Source organism: Streptomyces sp. SID13726, from assembly GCF_010548375.1.
In the GTDB taxonomy this organism is placed as follows: Bacteria; Actinomycetota; Actinomycetes; order Streptomycetales; family Streptomycetaceae; genus Streptomyces.
Genome location: NZ_JAAGLY010000004.1, coordinates 603,910 through 617,557 on the forward strand (window position 1 = coordinate 603,910; position 13,648 = coordinate 617,557).

At 70.6% G+C, this 13,648-nt stretch carries 13 protein-coding genes; 6 read left to right on the forward strand and 7 right to left on the reverse strand.

Annotated features, from left to right (window positions below):
- Nucleotides 1–46: 46 nt before the first annotated feature.
- The 5 genes from G3I78_RS14035 to G3I78_RS51965 all read right to left on the reverse strand — a co-directional run bounded on the left by G3I78_RS14035 (nt 47) and on the right by G3I78_RS51965 (nt 4,703).
- Entirely contained in the window at nt 47–1,462 is a 1,416-nt protein-coding gene (locus G3I78_RS14035) for a HAMP domain-containing sensor histidine kinase (protein WP_164424055.1), read from the reverse strand.
- Nucleotides 1,463–2,179: a response regulator transcription factor gene (locus tag G3I78_RS14040; protein WP_164424217.1), complete on the reverse strand. Its 717-nt coding sequence runs from the start codon at nt 2,177–2,179 to the stop codon at nt 1,463–1,465.
- Between the two features lie 86 nt (nt 2,180–2,265).
- Complete coding sequence (locus G3I78_RS14045; RefSeq protein ID WP_164424057.1) at nt 2,266–2,904, reverse strand: FMN reductase; 639 nt, start codon at nt 2,902–2,904, stop codon at nt 2,266–2,268.
- The gene (locus tag G3I78_RS14050; protein WP_164424059.1) at nt 2,901–3,992 is read right to left on the reverse strand and encodes an LLM class flavin-dependent oxidoreductase; all 1,092 of its coding nucleotides are present in this window, start codon (nt 3,990–3,992) and stop codon (nt 2,901–2,903) included. The genes G3I78_RS14045 and G3I78_RS14050 overlap by 4 nt, the downstream gene beginning before the upstream one ends.
- Nucleotides 3,993–4,235: 243 nt before the next feature.
- Nucleotides 4,236–4,703 (reverse strand): hypothetical protein, encoded by a 468-nt coding sequence (locus G3I78_RS51965; protein WP_239157791.1) that lies wholly within the window; start codon nt 4,701–4,703, stop codon nt 4,236–4,238.
- A gap of 113 nt (nt 4,704–4,816) precedes the next feature.
- Here G3I78_RS51965 and G3I78_RS14060 point away from each other — a divergent pair, with 113 nt between their 5' ends.
- From G3I78_RS14060 to G3I78_RS14070, 3 genes are all read left to right on the forward strand, one after another.
- A complete protein-coding gene (locus G3I78_RS14060) occupies nt 4,817–5,149 on the forward strand; it encodes a YnfA family protein (RefSeq protein WP_164424062.1) in 333 nt (110 codons plus the stop codon).
- Nucleotides 5,150–5,271: 122 nt separating this feature from the next.
- Complete coding sequence (locus G3I78_RS14065; RefSeq protein WP_164424064.1) at nt 5,272–6,036, forward strand: SDR family NAD(P)-dependent oxidoreductase; 765 nt, start codon at nt 5,272–5,274, stop codon at nt 6,034–6,036.
- Nucleotides 6,037–6,254: 218 nt separating this feature from the next.
- The gene (locus G3I78_RS14070; RefSeq protein WP_164424066.1) at nt 6,255–6,974 is read left to right on the forward strand and encodes an alpha/beta hydrolase; all 720 of its coding nucleotides are present in this window, start codon (nt 6,255–6,257) and stop codon (nt 6,972–6,974) included.
- 92 nt (nt 6,975–7,066) lie between these two features.
- On the opposite strand, the gene G3I78_RS14075 is transcribed toward G3I78_RS14070, so the two are convergent.
- Nucleotides 7,067–8,260: an RtcB family protein gene (locus G3I78_RS14075; protein ID WP_164424068.1), complete on the reverse strand. Its 1,194-nt coding sequence runs from the start codon at nt 8,258–8,260 to the stop codon at nt 7,067–7,069.
- Nucleotides 8,261–8,466: 206 nt separating this feature from the next.
- Between G3I78_RS14075 and G3I78_RS14080 the strand changes: the two genes are divergently transcribed.
- From G3I78_RS14080 to G3I78_RS14090, 3 genes are all read left to right on the forward strand, one after another.
- Nucleotides 8,467–9,357, forward strand: a complete 891-nt coding sequence (locus G3I78_RS14080; protein ID WP_164424070.1) for a DUF3558 domain-containing protein — start codon at nt 8,467–8,469, stop codon at nt 9,355–9,357.
- 118 nt (nt 9,358–9,475) lie between these two features.
- Nucleotides 9,476–10,372, forward strand: a complete 897-nt coding sequence (locus tag G3I78_RS14085; RefSeq protein WP_203614881.1) for a DUF3558 domain-containing protein — start codon at nt 9,476–9,478, stop codon at nt 10,370–10,372.
- Nucleotides 10,373–10,464: 92 nt separating this feature from the next.
- Complete coding sequence (locus G3I78_RS14090) at nt 10,465–11,748, forward strand: DUF2637 domain-containing protein (RefSeq protein WP_164424072.1); 1,284 nt, start codon at nt 10,465–10,467, stop codon at nt 11,746–11,748.
- 59 nt (nt 11,749–11,807) lie between these two features.
- Here the strand turns inward: G3I78_RS14090 and lysS are convergent, their stop codons facing one another.
- A complete protein-coding gene (gene lysS / locus G3I78_RS14095) occupies nt 11,808–13,550 on the reverse strand; it encodes a lysine--tRNA ligase (RefSeq protein WP_164424074.1) in 1,743 nt (580 codons plus the stop codon).
- Between the last annotated feature and the right edge of the window lie 98 nt (nt 13,551–13,648).

The window sequence follows — 13,648 nt, forward strand, 5'->3', positions numbered from 1 at the left end:
CCCGCACCCGCACCCGCACCCGACCGACAACCGCCCCCTGCCCCCCTCACCCCCCACCCCCCACCATGAACCCAATAACCGCCCCACCCCCCTCCCGAGGAAACGCAAACGGCGCCCCCCCGTGCGACAACGCAACCTCCCGCACAATCGACAACCCCAACCCCGACCCCGGCAACGACCGCGCATCCGCAGCCCGATAAAACCGATCGAACACCCGCACAAGATCCTCCGCAGCGATCCCCGGCCCCCGGTCAAGAACCTCCACCCGCACCGGCCCCCCCACAGAAATCCCCGACACCGAGATCTCGATCGGCCCACCCCCCTCCCGATCGAACTTCGCCGCGTTCTCCACCAGATTCGACAGCGCCCGCTGCAACATCCCCGGCCGCCCGTCCGTCACCGTCGACCCACTCACCCGCACCACCACATCCCGCCCCGTCCGCCGCCGGGCCAACAACGCCACGTCCTCCGCGACATCCGCGAGATCCACCCGCTGCGGCGGCTCGCTGTCGGCCTGGCCCGCCGCGAGATCGACCAGCTCGTTCACGAGATCGGTCAACTCCCGGGCCTCCTGCCCGAGATCGGCGACCAGCTCCTCCCGAGTCGCCGGCGGCAGCTCGTCGATCCGCCGCAGCAGCGAGATGTTCGTACGCAGAGACGTCAACGGCGTCCGCAACTCGTGCCCCGCGTCCTGCACCAGCCGCCGCTGGTCCTCCTCGGACTGCGCGAGCCGCCCCAGCATCCGGTCGAAGGCCCGGCCGAGCCGCCCGACCTCGTCGTACCCGGTGACCGGCACCTCGATCCCGAGCCGCCGGGTCCGCGCCACGTCCTCCGCGGCGGAGGTGAGGATGACCAGCCGCCGGGTGATCCGCCGGGCCAGCCACCACCCGAACAGCCCGGCCCCGACGACCACCGCGACCATGAGCAGGAACGTCCGCTGCTGAAGCGCCCGCAGCAGATCCTCGGTGTCGCTGAACTCCTGCGCGACCTGCACGGCCCCCCGCCCCCCGCCGAGGGACACGGTGGCGATCCGGTACACGTCGCTGCCGACGGAGACCTCCTTGTGCAGCACCATCCGCCCGGCCACGGCGGACGCGGCGATCCGCCGGTCCGCGGAGACCACGGGCAGCCCCGGACGCCCGGGATCGGCGACCTCCCCGACGGGCCCGAGCACCTGCACATCGGTTCGGGCGGGCCGTACGAGATCGTGTCCCGGCGCGGAGGAGGAGAAGTCGTCCGGTGTCATCCGGTGCTGGCTGACCTCGTCGCGCAGATCCTGCACGACCTGGTCGAACACGGACTCCTGGTCCACCCGCACGAGCCGCGCTGCGGCGCCGTACGACAGCACACCGACCAGCACGGTGACGGCGGCGGTGACCGCGGCGAAGGACACCGCGAACGTGGTCCGCAGGGACAGCAGCCGGGGCCGCGGCCGGGCCCACAGCCGGGCCAGGCGGCCCACTCAGTCCTCCCGGAGCACGTAACCCACGCCGCGCACCGTGTGGATCAGCTGCGGAGCGCCGGGGTCGTCGAGCTTGCGGCGCAGGTAGCCGACGTAGACGGCGAGGTTCTTGGAGCCGGGCCCGAAGTCGTAGCCCCAGATGCGGTCGTAGATCGTCGAGTGGTCGAGCACGATGCCCGCGTTGCGCACGAGCAGCTCCAGCAGCTCGAACTCGGTGCGGGTCAGCTCCAGCTCGCGCGACCCCCGCCAGGCCCGCCGCGCCTGGACGTCCATGCGCAGCCCGGCGGCCTCGATCCGGCCCTGGGGGAGGTCGGGCGCGGGCGGCGCCTTGGGGGCGCCGGACGTGGGGGCCATCCCGTCGGGGCTGGTGCGCCGCAGCAGCGCCCGCAACCGCGCGAAGACCTCCTCGACGTCGAACGGCTTCACGACGTAGTCGTCGGCGCCCGCGTCCAGTCCGGCGATCCGGTCCTGGGTCTCCACGAGCGCCGTCAGCATGAGGATCGGCGTACGGTCGCCCTCGGCGCGCAGCACCCGGCAGACCTGGAGGCCGTCGATGCCGGGCATCATCACGTCGAGGACGAGGACGTCCGGCGGCGTCTTGTGGGCCTGTGCCAGCGCCTCGACCCCGTCGGCGACCGCGGTGACCTGGTACCCCTCCAGGATCAGGGCCCGCTCCAGGGCGTGACGGATGGCACGGTCGTCTTCGGCGAGCAGCACAGTCTGGGACACGTCCCCAGTCTGCCAAGCCCGCCGAGTCGTACGACGTGATGAGCAGCTCACCGGGTGCCCTTCTTACTGGCCTCTCACCCGATGGGACGCAACGCGGCGAGCCGCTCCTCGAAGGGCACCACATCGGTGAAGCCGTCCGCCGCGACCGCGCCGGAGGCCCGGCCGGCGCCGCCGCGGACCGCCGACACCCCGCCCATCAGGGCCGCCAGCTCCCCGGCCGCCCGCTCGATCCGCCCGTCGAGCCCTTCCGCGCCCCAGTCCTCGGAGGCGGCGTACACCCCGGTCGGTACGACGACGGCCTTCAGGTGGGCGAAGAGCGGGCGCAGGGCGTGGTCGAGGACCAGGGAGTGCCGGGCCGTCCCGCCGGTCGCCGCGATCAGCACCGGCGTCCCGGCCAGCGCCTCCGGGTCCAGCACGTCGAAGAAGGACTTGAACAGTCCGCTGTACGACGCCGAGAACACCGGCGTGACGACGATCAGCCCGTCGGCCCCGGCCACCGCCTCCTGGGCGTCGGCCAGTGCCCGGCCCGGGAACCCGTTGGTGAAGTTCTGGGCGATCTCCACGGCGAGTTCCCGCAGCTCCACGACCCGCACCCGCACCTCGTCCGGCGCCGCCGAGACGGCCGCCGCGGAGACGGCCGCGGCCAGCCGGTCCGCCAGCAGCCGCGTGGACGACGGGACGCTCAGCCCCGCGGACACGACGACGAGCCTCATGCGACGACCTCCTTGTTCTGCTCCGCGGCCAGCAGCGACACATGCGTGGGCGCATCCGGCACTCCGGCCGGCCGGCCCGCCGCGAACTCCTTGCGCAGCACGGGTACGACCTCCTCGCCGAGCATGTCGAGCTGCTCCAGGACAGTCTTCAGGGGCAGCCCGGCGTGGTCCACGAGGAAGAGCTGGCGCTGGTAGTCACCGGCGTACTCGCGGAACTTCAGCGTCTTCTCGATGACCTGCTCCGGGGAGCCCACGGTCAGCGGCGTCTGGTCGGTGAACTCCTCCAGGGAGGGTCCGTGGCCGTACACCGGCGCGACGTCGAAGTAGGGCCGGAACTCCCGTACGGCGTCCTGCGAGTTGCGCCGCATGAACACCTGGCCGCCGAGTCCCACGATCGCCTGCTCGGCCGTGCCGTGCCCGTAGTGGGCGTAGCGCGACCGGTACAGCTCGACCATCTTCTTGGTGTGGTCGGCCGGCCAGAAGATGTTGTTGTGGAAGAACCCGTCGCCGTAGTACGCGGCCTGCTCGGCGATCTCCGGGGACCGGATGGAGCCGTGCCACACGAACGGCGCGACGCCGTCCAGCGGCCGGGGCGTGGACGTGAAGCCCTGGAGCGGCGTCCGGAACTTCCCCTCCCAGTTCACGACGTCCTCGCGCCACAGCCGGCGCAGCAGGGCGTAGTTCTCGACGGCGAGGTTGATGCCCTGCCGGATGTCCTGCCCGAACCACGGGTAGACCGGCCCGGTGTTGCCGCGCCCCATCATCAGGTCGACGCGCCCGTCGGCCAGGTGCTGGAGCATCGCGAAGTCCTCGGCGATCTTCACCGGGTCGTTGGTGGTGATCAGCGTGGTGGAGGTGGACAGCACGAGCCGCTCGGTCCGGGCCGCGATGTACCCGAGCATGGTGGTCGGCGACGACGGCACGAACGGCGGGTTGTGGTGCTCACCGGTCGCGAACACGTCGAGCCCCACCTCCTCCGCCTTCAGCGCGATCGCCACCATGGCCTTGATCCGCTCCCGCTCGGTCGGCGTACGCCCGTTCGTCGGGTCCGGCGTGACATCCCCAACGCTGAAGATCCCGAACTGCATGCTCGCTCACCCTCCACTTTGTTGACGGTTCAACTATAACCGCACACGGGGAGAACGACACCACGCCGGCACCTATTCCCCCAGGGGCGCGGGGCTGATCAACATGCGGCTCCACCGCGCGAGCGCGACCAGCAACAGCCCTTCCCAACCCCGGCCACCAAATCCCACCCAGGGGCGCGGGGAACTGCGCGACAAGCCCCCACACACCCGCACCCGACACACGACCCCCCGACCCCCGCCCCCTCAGAAGTAGTACTCATCCCCACTGTCCAAAACCAACACCCGCTGCCGGTCATTCGACCGATTCCGATCCACCGTCCCCCCACCCCACACCGTGTCGATCTCCAGCAACACCTCCGACGGCACCCCCTTCAACCGCACCCGAAGCTCCACCCGCTCCCCCAACCCGTCCGCCGCCAACGCCCCCACCCGGCACAACACCACCCGCTCCCCCGACCGAGCACACCCCGCAGGCAACCCCTGCCGATCCACCAACGCCTCCGACCACCGCAACCGCACCGTCGCGTCCGGTACAGCCGACGGCCCGTGGTTCCGCGGAGTGAACCGCACATCCACCCGCCCCCCGGCCATGGACGCGGCCCCGTGATACGCCAGATCCGCCTCGGGCCCACCCCCGCTCCCACTCCCACCACCACCCCAACCCAGCACCGCAGCCACCCCCACCGCACCCCAGACCACGAGCATCCGCATACCGAACCTCCTCACCGAGCACGACCAAGACGACCTGGGATGTATCCCACGTACGCCGACCGGCAGGCGCCCTCCAACAGGTGACACGGACCCGAGGTGCGAAGCTGAACCCCATGCTCGTAGCCCGCTCCGCCGCCCTCTTCGTCGTAGCCGCCCTCTTCGAGATCGGCGGCGCCTGGCTCGTCTGGCAGGGCGTACGGGAGCACCGCGGCTGGATGTGGACGACCGGCGGCATCCTCGCCCTCGGCGCCTACGGCTTCGTCGCCACCTTCCAGCCCGACGCCCACTTCGGCCGCATCCTCGCCGCGTACGGCGGAATCTTCGTGGCCGGCTCGATCCTCTGGGGCATGGCGGCGGACGGCTACCGCCCCGACCGCTGGGACATCACCGGCGCACTGATCTGCCTCGCGGGCATGGCCGTGATCATGTGGGCCCCGAGGCACTGACCCCACCAGGCCCCCACCAGGCCACCACCAGGCCCGGAACAGGCCCCCACCAGGCCCACACCAGCCCCCGCCTATCCTGGGAACGCCCCGACACACCGCCCCGACCCGAGGAGCCCCGGCCCATGCCCAGCGCAGCGTCCCGCATCGCGATCGTCACCGGTGCGAGCAGCGGAATCGGCGCGGCGACCGCCCGTGGGCTCGCCGCCGCCGGCTACCGCGTCGTCCTCACCGCCCGCCGCAAGGACCGTATCGAGGCCCTCGCGGAGGAGATCAACGCGGCGGGCCACCAGGCGACGGCCTACCAGCTGGACGTGACCGACCGCGAGGCGGTCGACGAGTTCGCCACCGCCTTCAAGACGGTCGGCGTGCTGGTCAACAACGCCGGCGGAGCCCTCGGCGCCGACCCGGTCGCGACCGGCGACCCCGCCGACTGGCGCACGATGTACGAGACGAACGTCATCGGCACCCTGAACGTCACCCAGGCCCTGCTCCCCAAGCTCGACGCGAGCGGCGACGGCACGATCGTGGTCGTCTCCTCGACGGCGGGCCACGGCACCTACGAGGGCGGCGCGGGCTATGTCGCCGCCAAGCACGGCAGCCACGTCCTCGCGGAGACCCTGCGCCTGGAGATCGTCGGCCGCCCGGTCCGCGTGATCGAGATCGCGCCCGGCATGGTCAAGACCGACGAGTTCGCCCTGACCCGCTTCGGCGGCGACAAGGAGAAGGCGGAGAAGGTCTACCAGGGCGTGGCCGAACCCCTCACCGCGGACGACGTCGCCGACACCATCACCTGGGCGGTGACCCGCCCCAGCCACGTCAACGTCGACCTCCTGGTCCTGCGCCCCCGCGCCCAGGCCTCCAACACGAAGGTCCACCGCGACCTGTGACCCCGTCGTGCCCCACGCCCCCGAGTGCGCGGAAAATACCGGGCGTCGGCGCGCCCGGACCGCTACCTTGCACCTGAGACCGTGACGACAGCCGCGAGGAGGTGGGACCCATGAACGCCGTACGCACATGGGTGCTCCCCCTGGCTTCACGGTCCGGCGGCTGACGCAGACGTCGCCGGGAGCGCCTCTCCACAGGCACTCCCGAAAGGGTGACACCGATGCACGACACCATCCGCGAACGCGACTTCACGGTCGGCGAGGTCCCCGGCGTCCTCTGGTCCCCGGCCACCACCCCGGCCCCGGGCAGGCCGCTGATCCTCATGGGCCACGGCGGCGGCACCCACAAGAAGGCCCCGGCGATGACGGGCCGCGCCGAACTCCTGGTGAACCAGGCCGGCTTCCACGTGGCGGTCATCGACGCCCCCGGCCACGGCGACCGCCCCCGCACGCCCCACGACGACCGCGAGATCGCCGAGCTGTACCGGGCGAGGGCGGCCGGTGAACCGGAGGGCCCGATCGCGGTCCGCTACAACGCCCACCTGGCCGACCAGGCCGTACCGGAATGGCGGGCGACCCTGGACGCCCTCCAGGAACTCCCCGAGATCGGCCCGGAGGCCCCGGTCGGCTACTACGGCATCAACATGGGCACGGCGATCGGCATCCCGTTCGTGGCCACCGAACCCCGGGTCAGGGCAGCGGTCTTCGGCCAGCACTGGCCCGACGCCCTCACCGCCCACGCCCGGCGGATCACCGTCCCGGTGGAGTTCGCCATGCAATGGCACGACGAACACATCCCCCGCGACGCGGCCCTGACCCTCTTCGACGCCTTCGCCTCCCCCGAGAAGACCCTCCACGCCAACGCGGGCACACACAAACAGCTCCCCCGCTTCGAGGCCGACAGCGCGGTCCGCTTCTTCCTGCGCCATCTGACGGTCTGACCGGCGCATGAATCCGGCCTGACCGGCGCATGGCCGAGGCCCCCGGCGGACACCGGGGGCCTCGGCCTCACCTCTACCTCTGATCTGGCACGTCAGCCCTTCACGCACACGACCTGCTTCAGCTTCGCCACGACCTCCACCAGGTCCCGCTGCTGGTCGATGACCTGGTCGATCGACTTGTAGGCGGCCGGGATCTCGTCCACGACACCGGAGTCCTTACGGCACTCCACGCCCCGCGTCTGCTCCTCCAGGTCCCGTGTCGAGAACCGCCGCTTGGCCGCGTTGCGGCTCATGCGCCGACCCGCGCCGTGCGAGGCGGAGTTGAAGGCCTTCTCGTTGCCGAGGCCCTTCACGATGTACGACCCCGTCCCCATGGAGCCCGGGATGATGCCGTACTCGCCGGAACCGGCCCGGATCGCGCCCTTGCGGGTCACAAGCAGGTCCATGCCGTCGTAGCGCTCCTCGGCCACGTAGTTGTGGTGCGCGCTGATCTCCGGCTCGAAGGTCGGCTTGGCCTTCTTGAACTCCTTGCGGATCACGTCCTTGAGGAGCGCCATCATGATGGTGCGGTTGTACTTGGCGTACTCCTGCGCCCAGAACAGATCGTTGCGGTACGCCGCCATCTGCGGGGTCTGCGCGATGAAGACGGCGAGGTCGCGGTCGATGAGCCCCTGGTTGTGCGGGAGGTTCTGGGCCACGCCGATGTGGAACTCGGCGAGTTCCTTGCCGATGTTCCGGGAACCGGAGTGCAGCATCAGCCAGACGGAACCGGTCGTGTCGGTACATACCTCCACGAAGTGGTTGCCCGAGCCGAGGGTCCCCATCTGCTTGTTGGCCCGCTCCCCCCTGAACTTCACCGCTTCCGCGACCCCGTCGAACCGCTTCCAGAAGTCGTCCCACCCGGCGGTCGCGAATCCGTGCATCCGGCCCGGATCCACCGGAGCGTCATGCATCCCCCGCCCCACCGGAATCGCCTGCTCGACCTTCGACCGCAGCCGGGACAGATCCCCCGGCAGGTCGTTCGCCGTGAGAGACGTCTTCACCGCCGACATACCGCAGCCGATGTCGACGCCCACCGCCGCCGGGCACACCGCGCCCTGCATGGCGATGACGGAACCGACCGTCGCCCCCTTGCCGTAGTGGACGTCCGGCATCACGGCGAGGCCCTTGATCCACGGCAGGGTCGCGACGTTGCGCAGCTGCTGGAGCGCGCCGTCCTCGACGGTCGCCGGGTCGGCCCACATACGGATCGGGACCTTCGCGCCCGGCATCTCCACATACGACATATCGTCCTCATTCCCCCGGAATACAAACAGAAGTCTTAAATCGCAAAACCGGCGCCAAGGTCGACGAATGGGATGACGGACCGGCGTCCACGGCTGTGCGTGCGATACACATTGTCTCCAGGGCACACCCCCGTGCGGCAAGCGAATAACCTGCGGGGACACTGAGAACCCCCACGCTTCGGAGACATTCCGAGAGGAGCCCCACCGTGCAGCGGAAGGCCTACGTACCCGGCGTCGCCGCCCTCCTGGCGGCGCTGTTGGCCGGCTGCACCGGCAGCTCCGGCGGCGACGGCACCACCGACGACGCCAACCCCGGCGACGCGGGCACCGCCACCGCCGCCGCCCAGCCCGGCAGGTACCGCACCCTCCCCGAGGCCTGCGGCGTGGTCAGCCAGAGCACCCTCGACGCCCTGCTGCCCGGCATCAAGCAGATCACCGACGAGGACCAGCGCGCCAAGGGCTACGAGGGCGAGGCCACGCTCACCTACGACACGGACCGCAAGGTCGGCTGCCGTTGGAAGGTGGAGGCCACGGACGCCACCGAGTACCTCTCGATCGACTTCGAGCGCGTGGTGTCGTACGACAACGCGGTCAGCGACGACAGCCAGGCGCAGCAGCTCTTCGCGCAGGCCCAGGAGAAGGCCGACCTGCCGGAGCCGGCGACCTCCAGCGCCACCTCGGACGCGACGGAGGACGGCAGCACGGAGGACGGCAGCACGGAGGACGGCAGCACGGAGGACGGCACCGCCGGCCCGACCGCCTCCCCCACCACCACCCCCCCCCCCACCGCCACCCCGAGCGGCACCGCGAGCCCCAGCGGCTCCGCGTCCCCCTCCTCCTCCGCCACCCCGTCCGATCTCCAGCCCCGCGTCCTGGACGATCTGGGCGACGAGGCGTTCCTGGACGACGCGTTGAGCAACTCCGGTTCGACGGCCCAGCAGCGCAAGGTGACTGTGGCGTTCCGCACGTCCAATGTGATCGTGACGATCGAGTACGAGGAGCAGCCGACGACGATCGGCGTCACCCCGGACAGCAAGGAAATGCAGGACAACGCCCGGAAACTGGCCTCCCAGCTCGCCGATTCACTGACCGGCTGAGCGCTCTCCACACACCCCTCACCCGCTCTCACAAAGCATTCGAAGCTGGACCGCACAGCATCCTCACCGCGTACGGTGGCCCCTCGGACCCGATCCGACGGCAGGAACCACAAGCGTCATGAGTGAAGGAACCATGCAGCGACGAGCAGAGCGTGCCCCGCGAGCGAAGCGTCTCCACCGCGTCCTTGTCGGCGCGGCCGCAGTCCCCGTGATGCTGATCGCCGCCGGCTGCTCCTCCGACTCCGGCTCGGGCGACGGCGGCAGTGCCGACAGCGGCAAGGCCGCGGACGGCGGCGCCTCGGCGTCGGCCTCCGCGAGCGCGGCTCCCACGGTGCAGGCGGCGGCGTACAACTCGCTGCCCGAGTCGTGCAAGACGCTGTCGACGAAGACCCTGAAGTCGCTCGTCCCCGAGGCGTCGAAGTCCGGCAAGCAGGGCACCTCGGAGGCGGGCACCCGGGGCAGCTGCTCCTGGAGCAGCCTCGACAACAACGGCGTGAAGGGCTCCCAGTTCCGCTGGCTGAACGTCTCCCTGCTGCGCTTCGAGTCGGACACCTCGCGCGGTACGGGCGAGGCGCAGGCGCAGACGTACTACGACCAGCAGGTGCAGGACGCCGAGTCGGTGGACGGCGCGAAGAACACCAAGTCGCAGCCGGTGTCCGGGACGGGCGACGCGGCGACGCTGGTGCGCTACGACCTGAAGAAGAAGGAAGGCGCCTTCAAGCAGCAGACGGTCGTCACGCGCGTGGAGAACGTCGTCGTCACCGTCGACTACAACGGCGCGGGCCTGGCCGGCGACAAGACGCCGAGCGCGGACAGCCTGGTGAAGCTCGCCGAGCAGGCGGCCAAGGAGGCGGTCGGCGCGGTGTCGGCGGCGAACGGCGAGGGCGCGGCGAACCCGGCCCCGTCCGACTCGGCGTCCAAGGCCCCCTCGAAGTCCGCGTCCCCGTCGCCCTCTACGTCGAAGTCGGCATCGAAGTCGGCATCTCCGTCCAAGTCGGCCGCGGCGAAGAGCTGAAGTCGAACTGACGGCCCGTACCGGCCACCCGTGCGCAGCACACATGTGCCACTCTGTTGCGCGCAACAACACGTACAGGGAGGGGAGTACGCGTGGCCGCGCCCATGCAGCTGACTCGAATGCACCGCGTGCTCATAGGCGTGGTCGTGTTCGGCGCCGTGATCATCGCCGGCATCGGCTTCGCGGGGTCCTACGCGGCCGTCCGTGAACTCGCGATCCAGAAGGGCTTCGGGAACTTCAGCTACGTGTTCCCGATCGGCATCGACGCGGGCATCTGTGTCCTGCTGGCCCTGGACCTGCTCCTGACGTGGATCCGTATCCCCTTCCCCCTCCTCCGTCAGACGGCCTGGCTGCTGACGGCCGCCACGATCGCCTTCAACGGCGCGGCGGCCTGGCCGGATCCGCTCGGTGTGGGCATGCACGCGGTGATCCCGATCCTGTTCGTGGTCGCGGTGGAGGCGGCCCGCCACGCGATCGGCCGGATCGCCGACATCACGGCGGACAAGCACATGGAGGGCGTCCGCCTCACCCGCTGGCTCCTCTCCCCGATCCCCACGTTCCTCCTCTGGCGCCGCATGAAGCTCTGGGAGCTCCGCTCCTACGAGCAGGTCATCAAGCTGGAGCAGGAACGTCTCGTCTACCGGGCCCGCCTCCACTCCCGCTTCGGCCGGGCCTGGCGCCGCAAGGCCCCGGTGGAGTCCCTGATGCCCCTGCGCCTGGCCCGCTACGGCGTCCCGCTCGCGGAGACCGCCCCGGCGGGGCTGGCGGCGGCAGGCATCGAACCGGCGTTGCTGCCCCCCGCGCCCGCGGCGGCTCCGGCCCCGCAGCGAACGGCGCCCCCCGGTGAGCAGCGCCTGGAGCTGAACAGCACCCGCAGGCCGCAGCAGGCCGAACCCGAACCGGTCCCGGATCCGGATCCCGATCCGGACCAGAGCCCCTGGTTCGAATCCCCCAAGCAGGTCGAGTACCACGGCGGCTACAACCCCGACTACGACCCCGCGGAGCAGTACAACCGCTGGTACGAGGAGCAACTCGAGGCGGAGCAGTACGAGTTGCAGCAGATCCAGTACGAGGAACCCCCCAGGGAACCCTCCGCCGAACCCTCGATGGAGGAGACCGGCAGCTTCCCCATCCCGGTGACCACCGGCCGCACCCGGGAACTGGGCGAGGGCGGCGGCTCCCCGGAACCGACGGAGGAAGACTTCTACCAGGTCTTCAAGAAGTCGATAGACGGCAGCTACCCGTCCCCCGGCCAGCTCAGGGGTGACGTGGAGGCGACCTACGGCGTCGTCCTCCCGCAGCGCGAGGCCGAACGCATGGTCAACCGCTTCACGAACCGCCACACGGCGGAACTCCAGGAAGACCACATCGCATAAGAACCGAAGAGAAGAAGGGGCCCTCCGCACCGGAGGGCCCCTTCTTCCGTACCGCCTGCCTACTCCCCGAGCAACGCCCGGACCCGCTCCTGCCCCACCGCCAGCAGCAGCGTGGGCAGCCGGGGCCCGGTGTCCCGGGACACCAGCAGCTGGTACAGCAGCGCGAAGAACGCCCGCTGGGCCGTCTTGATCTCGGCCGGCAGCTCCTTGGGCGTGGCGTCGGCCGGGAACCCGGCCTGCACCTTGGGCACGCCGTACACGAGATGGGTCAGCCCGTCGAGCGACCAGTGCGAGGCCAGCCCGTCAAGGAGCAGCCGCAGCGACTGCCGGGACGCCTCGTCCAGAGACTTCAGCAGCTCGGCGTCGGCCTCGTCGCGCACGATGGTCCGCTGGTCGGCGGGCACCTGCGTGTTGATCCAGGCCTCGGCCTTGTCGTACCGCGGCCGGGCCTCGTCCAGCGCCGAGATCGGATCGGCCGGGTCCAGCTCGCTGAGGATCCGCAGCGCCTGGTCCTCGTGCCCGGCGGTGATGTCGGCGACGGACGCGAGCGTCCGGTACGGCAGCACCCGCGCCGTCCGCGGCAGTTCACCCTCGGCGGTCCGCACGGCACGCGCGTGTGCGGCCACGTCGGCCGGCAGGGCGGAGCCGTCGGCGACCTTGGCGTCCAGCTTGTCCCACTCGTCGTAGAGCCGCTGGATCTCCTGGTCGAAGGCGATCTTGAAGGACTGGTTGGGCCGACGGCGGGCGTACAGCCACCGCAGGAGCTGCGGCTCCATGATCTTCAGCGCGTCCCCGGGGGTCGGCACCCCGCCCCTGGACGAAGACATCTTCGCCATGCCGCTGATCCCGACGAAGGCGTACATGGGCCCGATGGGCTGCTTGCCGCCGAAGATCCCGACGATCTGCCCGCCGACCTGGAAGGACGACCCGGGGGACGAGTGGTCGACACCGCTCGGCTCGAAGACGACACCCTCGTAGGCCCACCGCATCGGCCAGTCGACCTTCCAGACCAGCTTGCCGCGGTTGAACTCGTTCAGCCGGACGGTCTCGGAGAAACCGCAGGCGTTGCAGGTGTACGACAGCTCGGTCGTGGCGTCGTCGTACGAGGTGACCGTGGTGAGGTCCTTCTCGCAGTTGCCGCAGTAGGGCTTGTACGGGAAGTACCCGGCGGACCCGGCGGAGCCGTCGTCCTCACCGGCGGCCCCGGACCCCTCGGCGGCCTCGACCTCGGCGTCGTCGAGAGGCTTCTGCTGCTTCTTCGCGGCGGGAGCCTTCTTCGTCCGGTACTGGTCGAGGATCGCGTCGATGTCGCCCCGGTGCGCCATGGCGTGCAGGATCTGCTCGCGGTAGACGCCCGAGGTGTACTGCGCGGTCTGGCTGATCCCGTCGAACTCGACACCCAGCTCGGCGAGCGCCTCGACCATGGCGGCCTTGAAGTGCTCGGCCCAGTTCGGGTACGACGACCCCTTCGGCGCCGGCACCGAGGTCAGCGGCTTGCCGATGTGCTCGCCCCAGCTGTCGTCCACGCCCGCGACGCCGGCCGGGACCTTGCGGTAGCGGTCGTAGTCGTCCCAGGAGATGAGGTGCCGGACCTGGTGGCCACGGCGCCGGAGCTCGTCGGCGACGAGGTGCGGGGTCATGACCTCGCGGAGGTTCCCCAGGTGAATGGGCCCGGAGGGGGACAGCCCGGACGCGACGACGACCGGTTTGCCCGGGGCCCGACGCTCCGACTCCTCGATGACCTCATCCGCGAAACGGGAGACCCAGTCGGTGGTCTCAGCGCTCTGACCCACGATCGGCACGTCCTTCTTTCTGGCTTGGGCAGCTTGAACAAGCTGCGCCTATCAGTCTAGGCGGCACAGTCACCTGCCCAGGGGCGCGGGGAACTGCGCGACAAGCC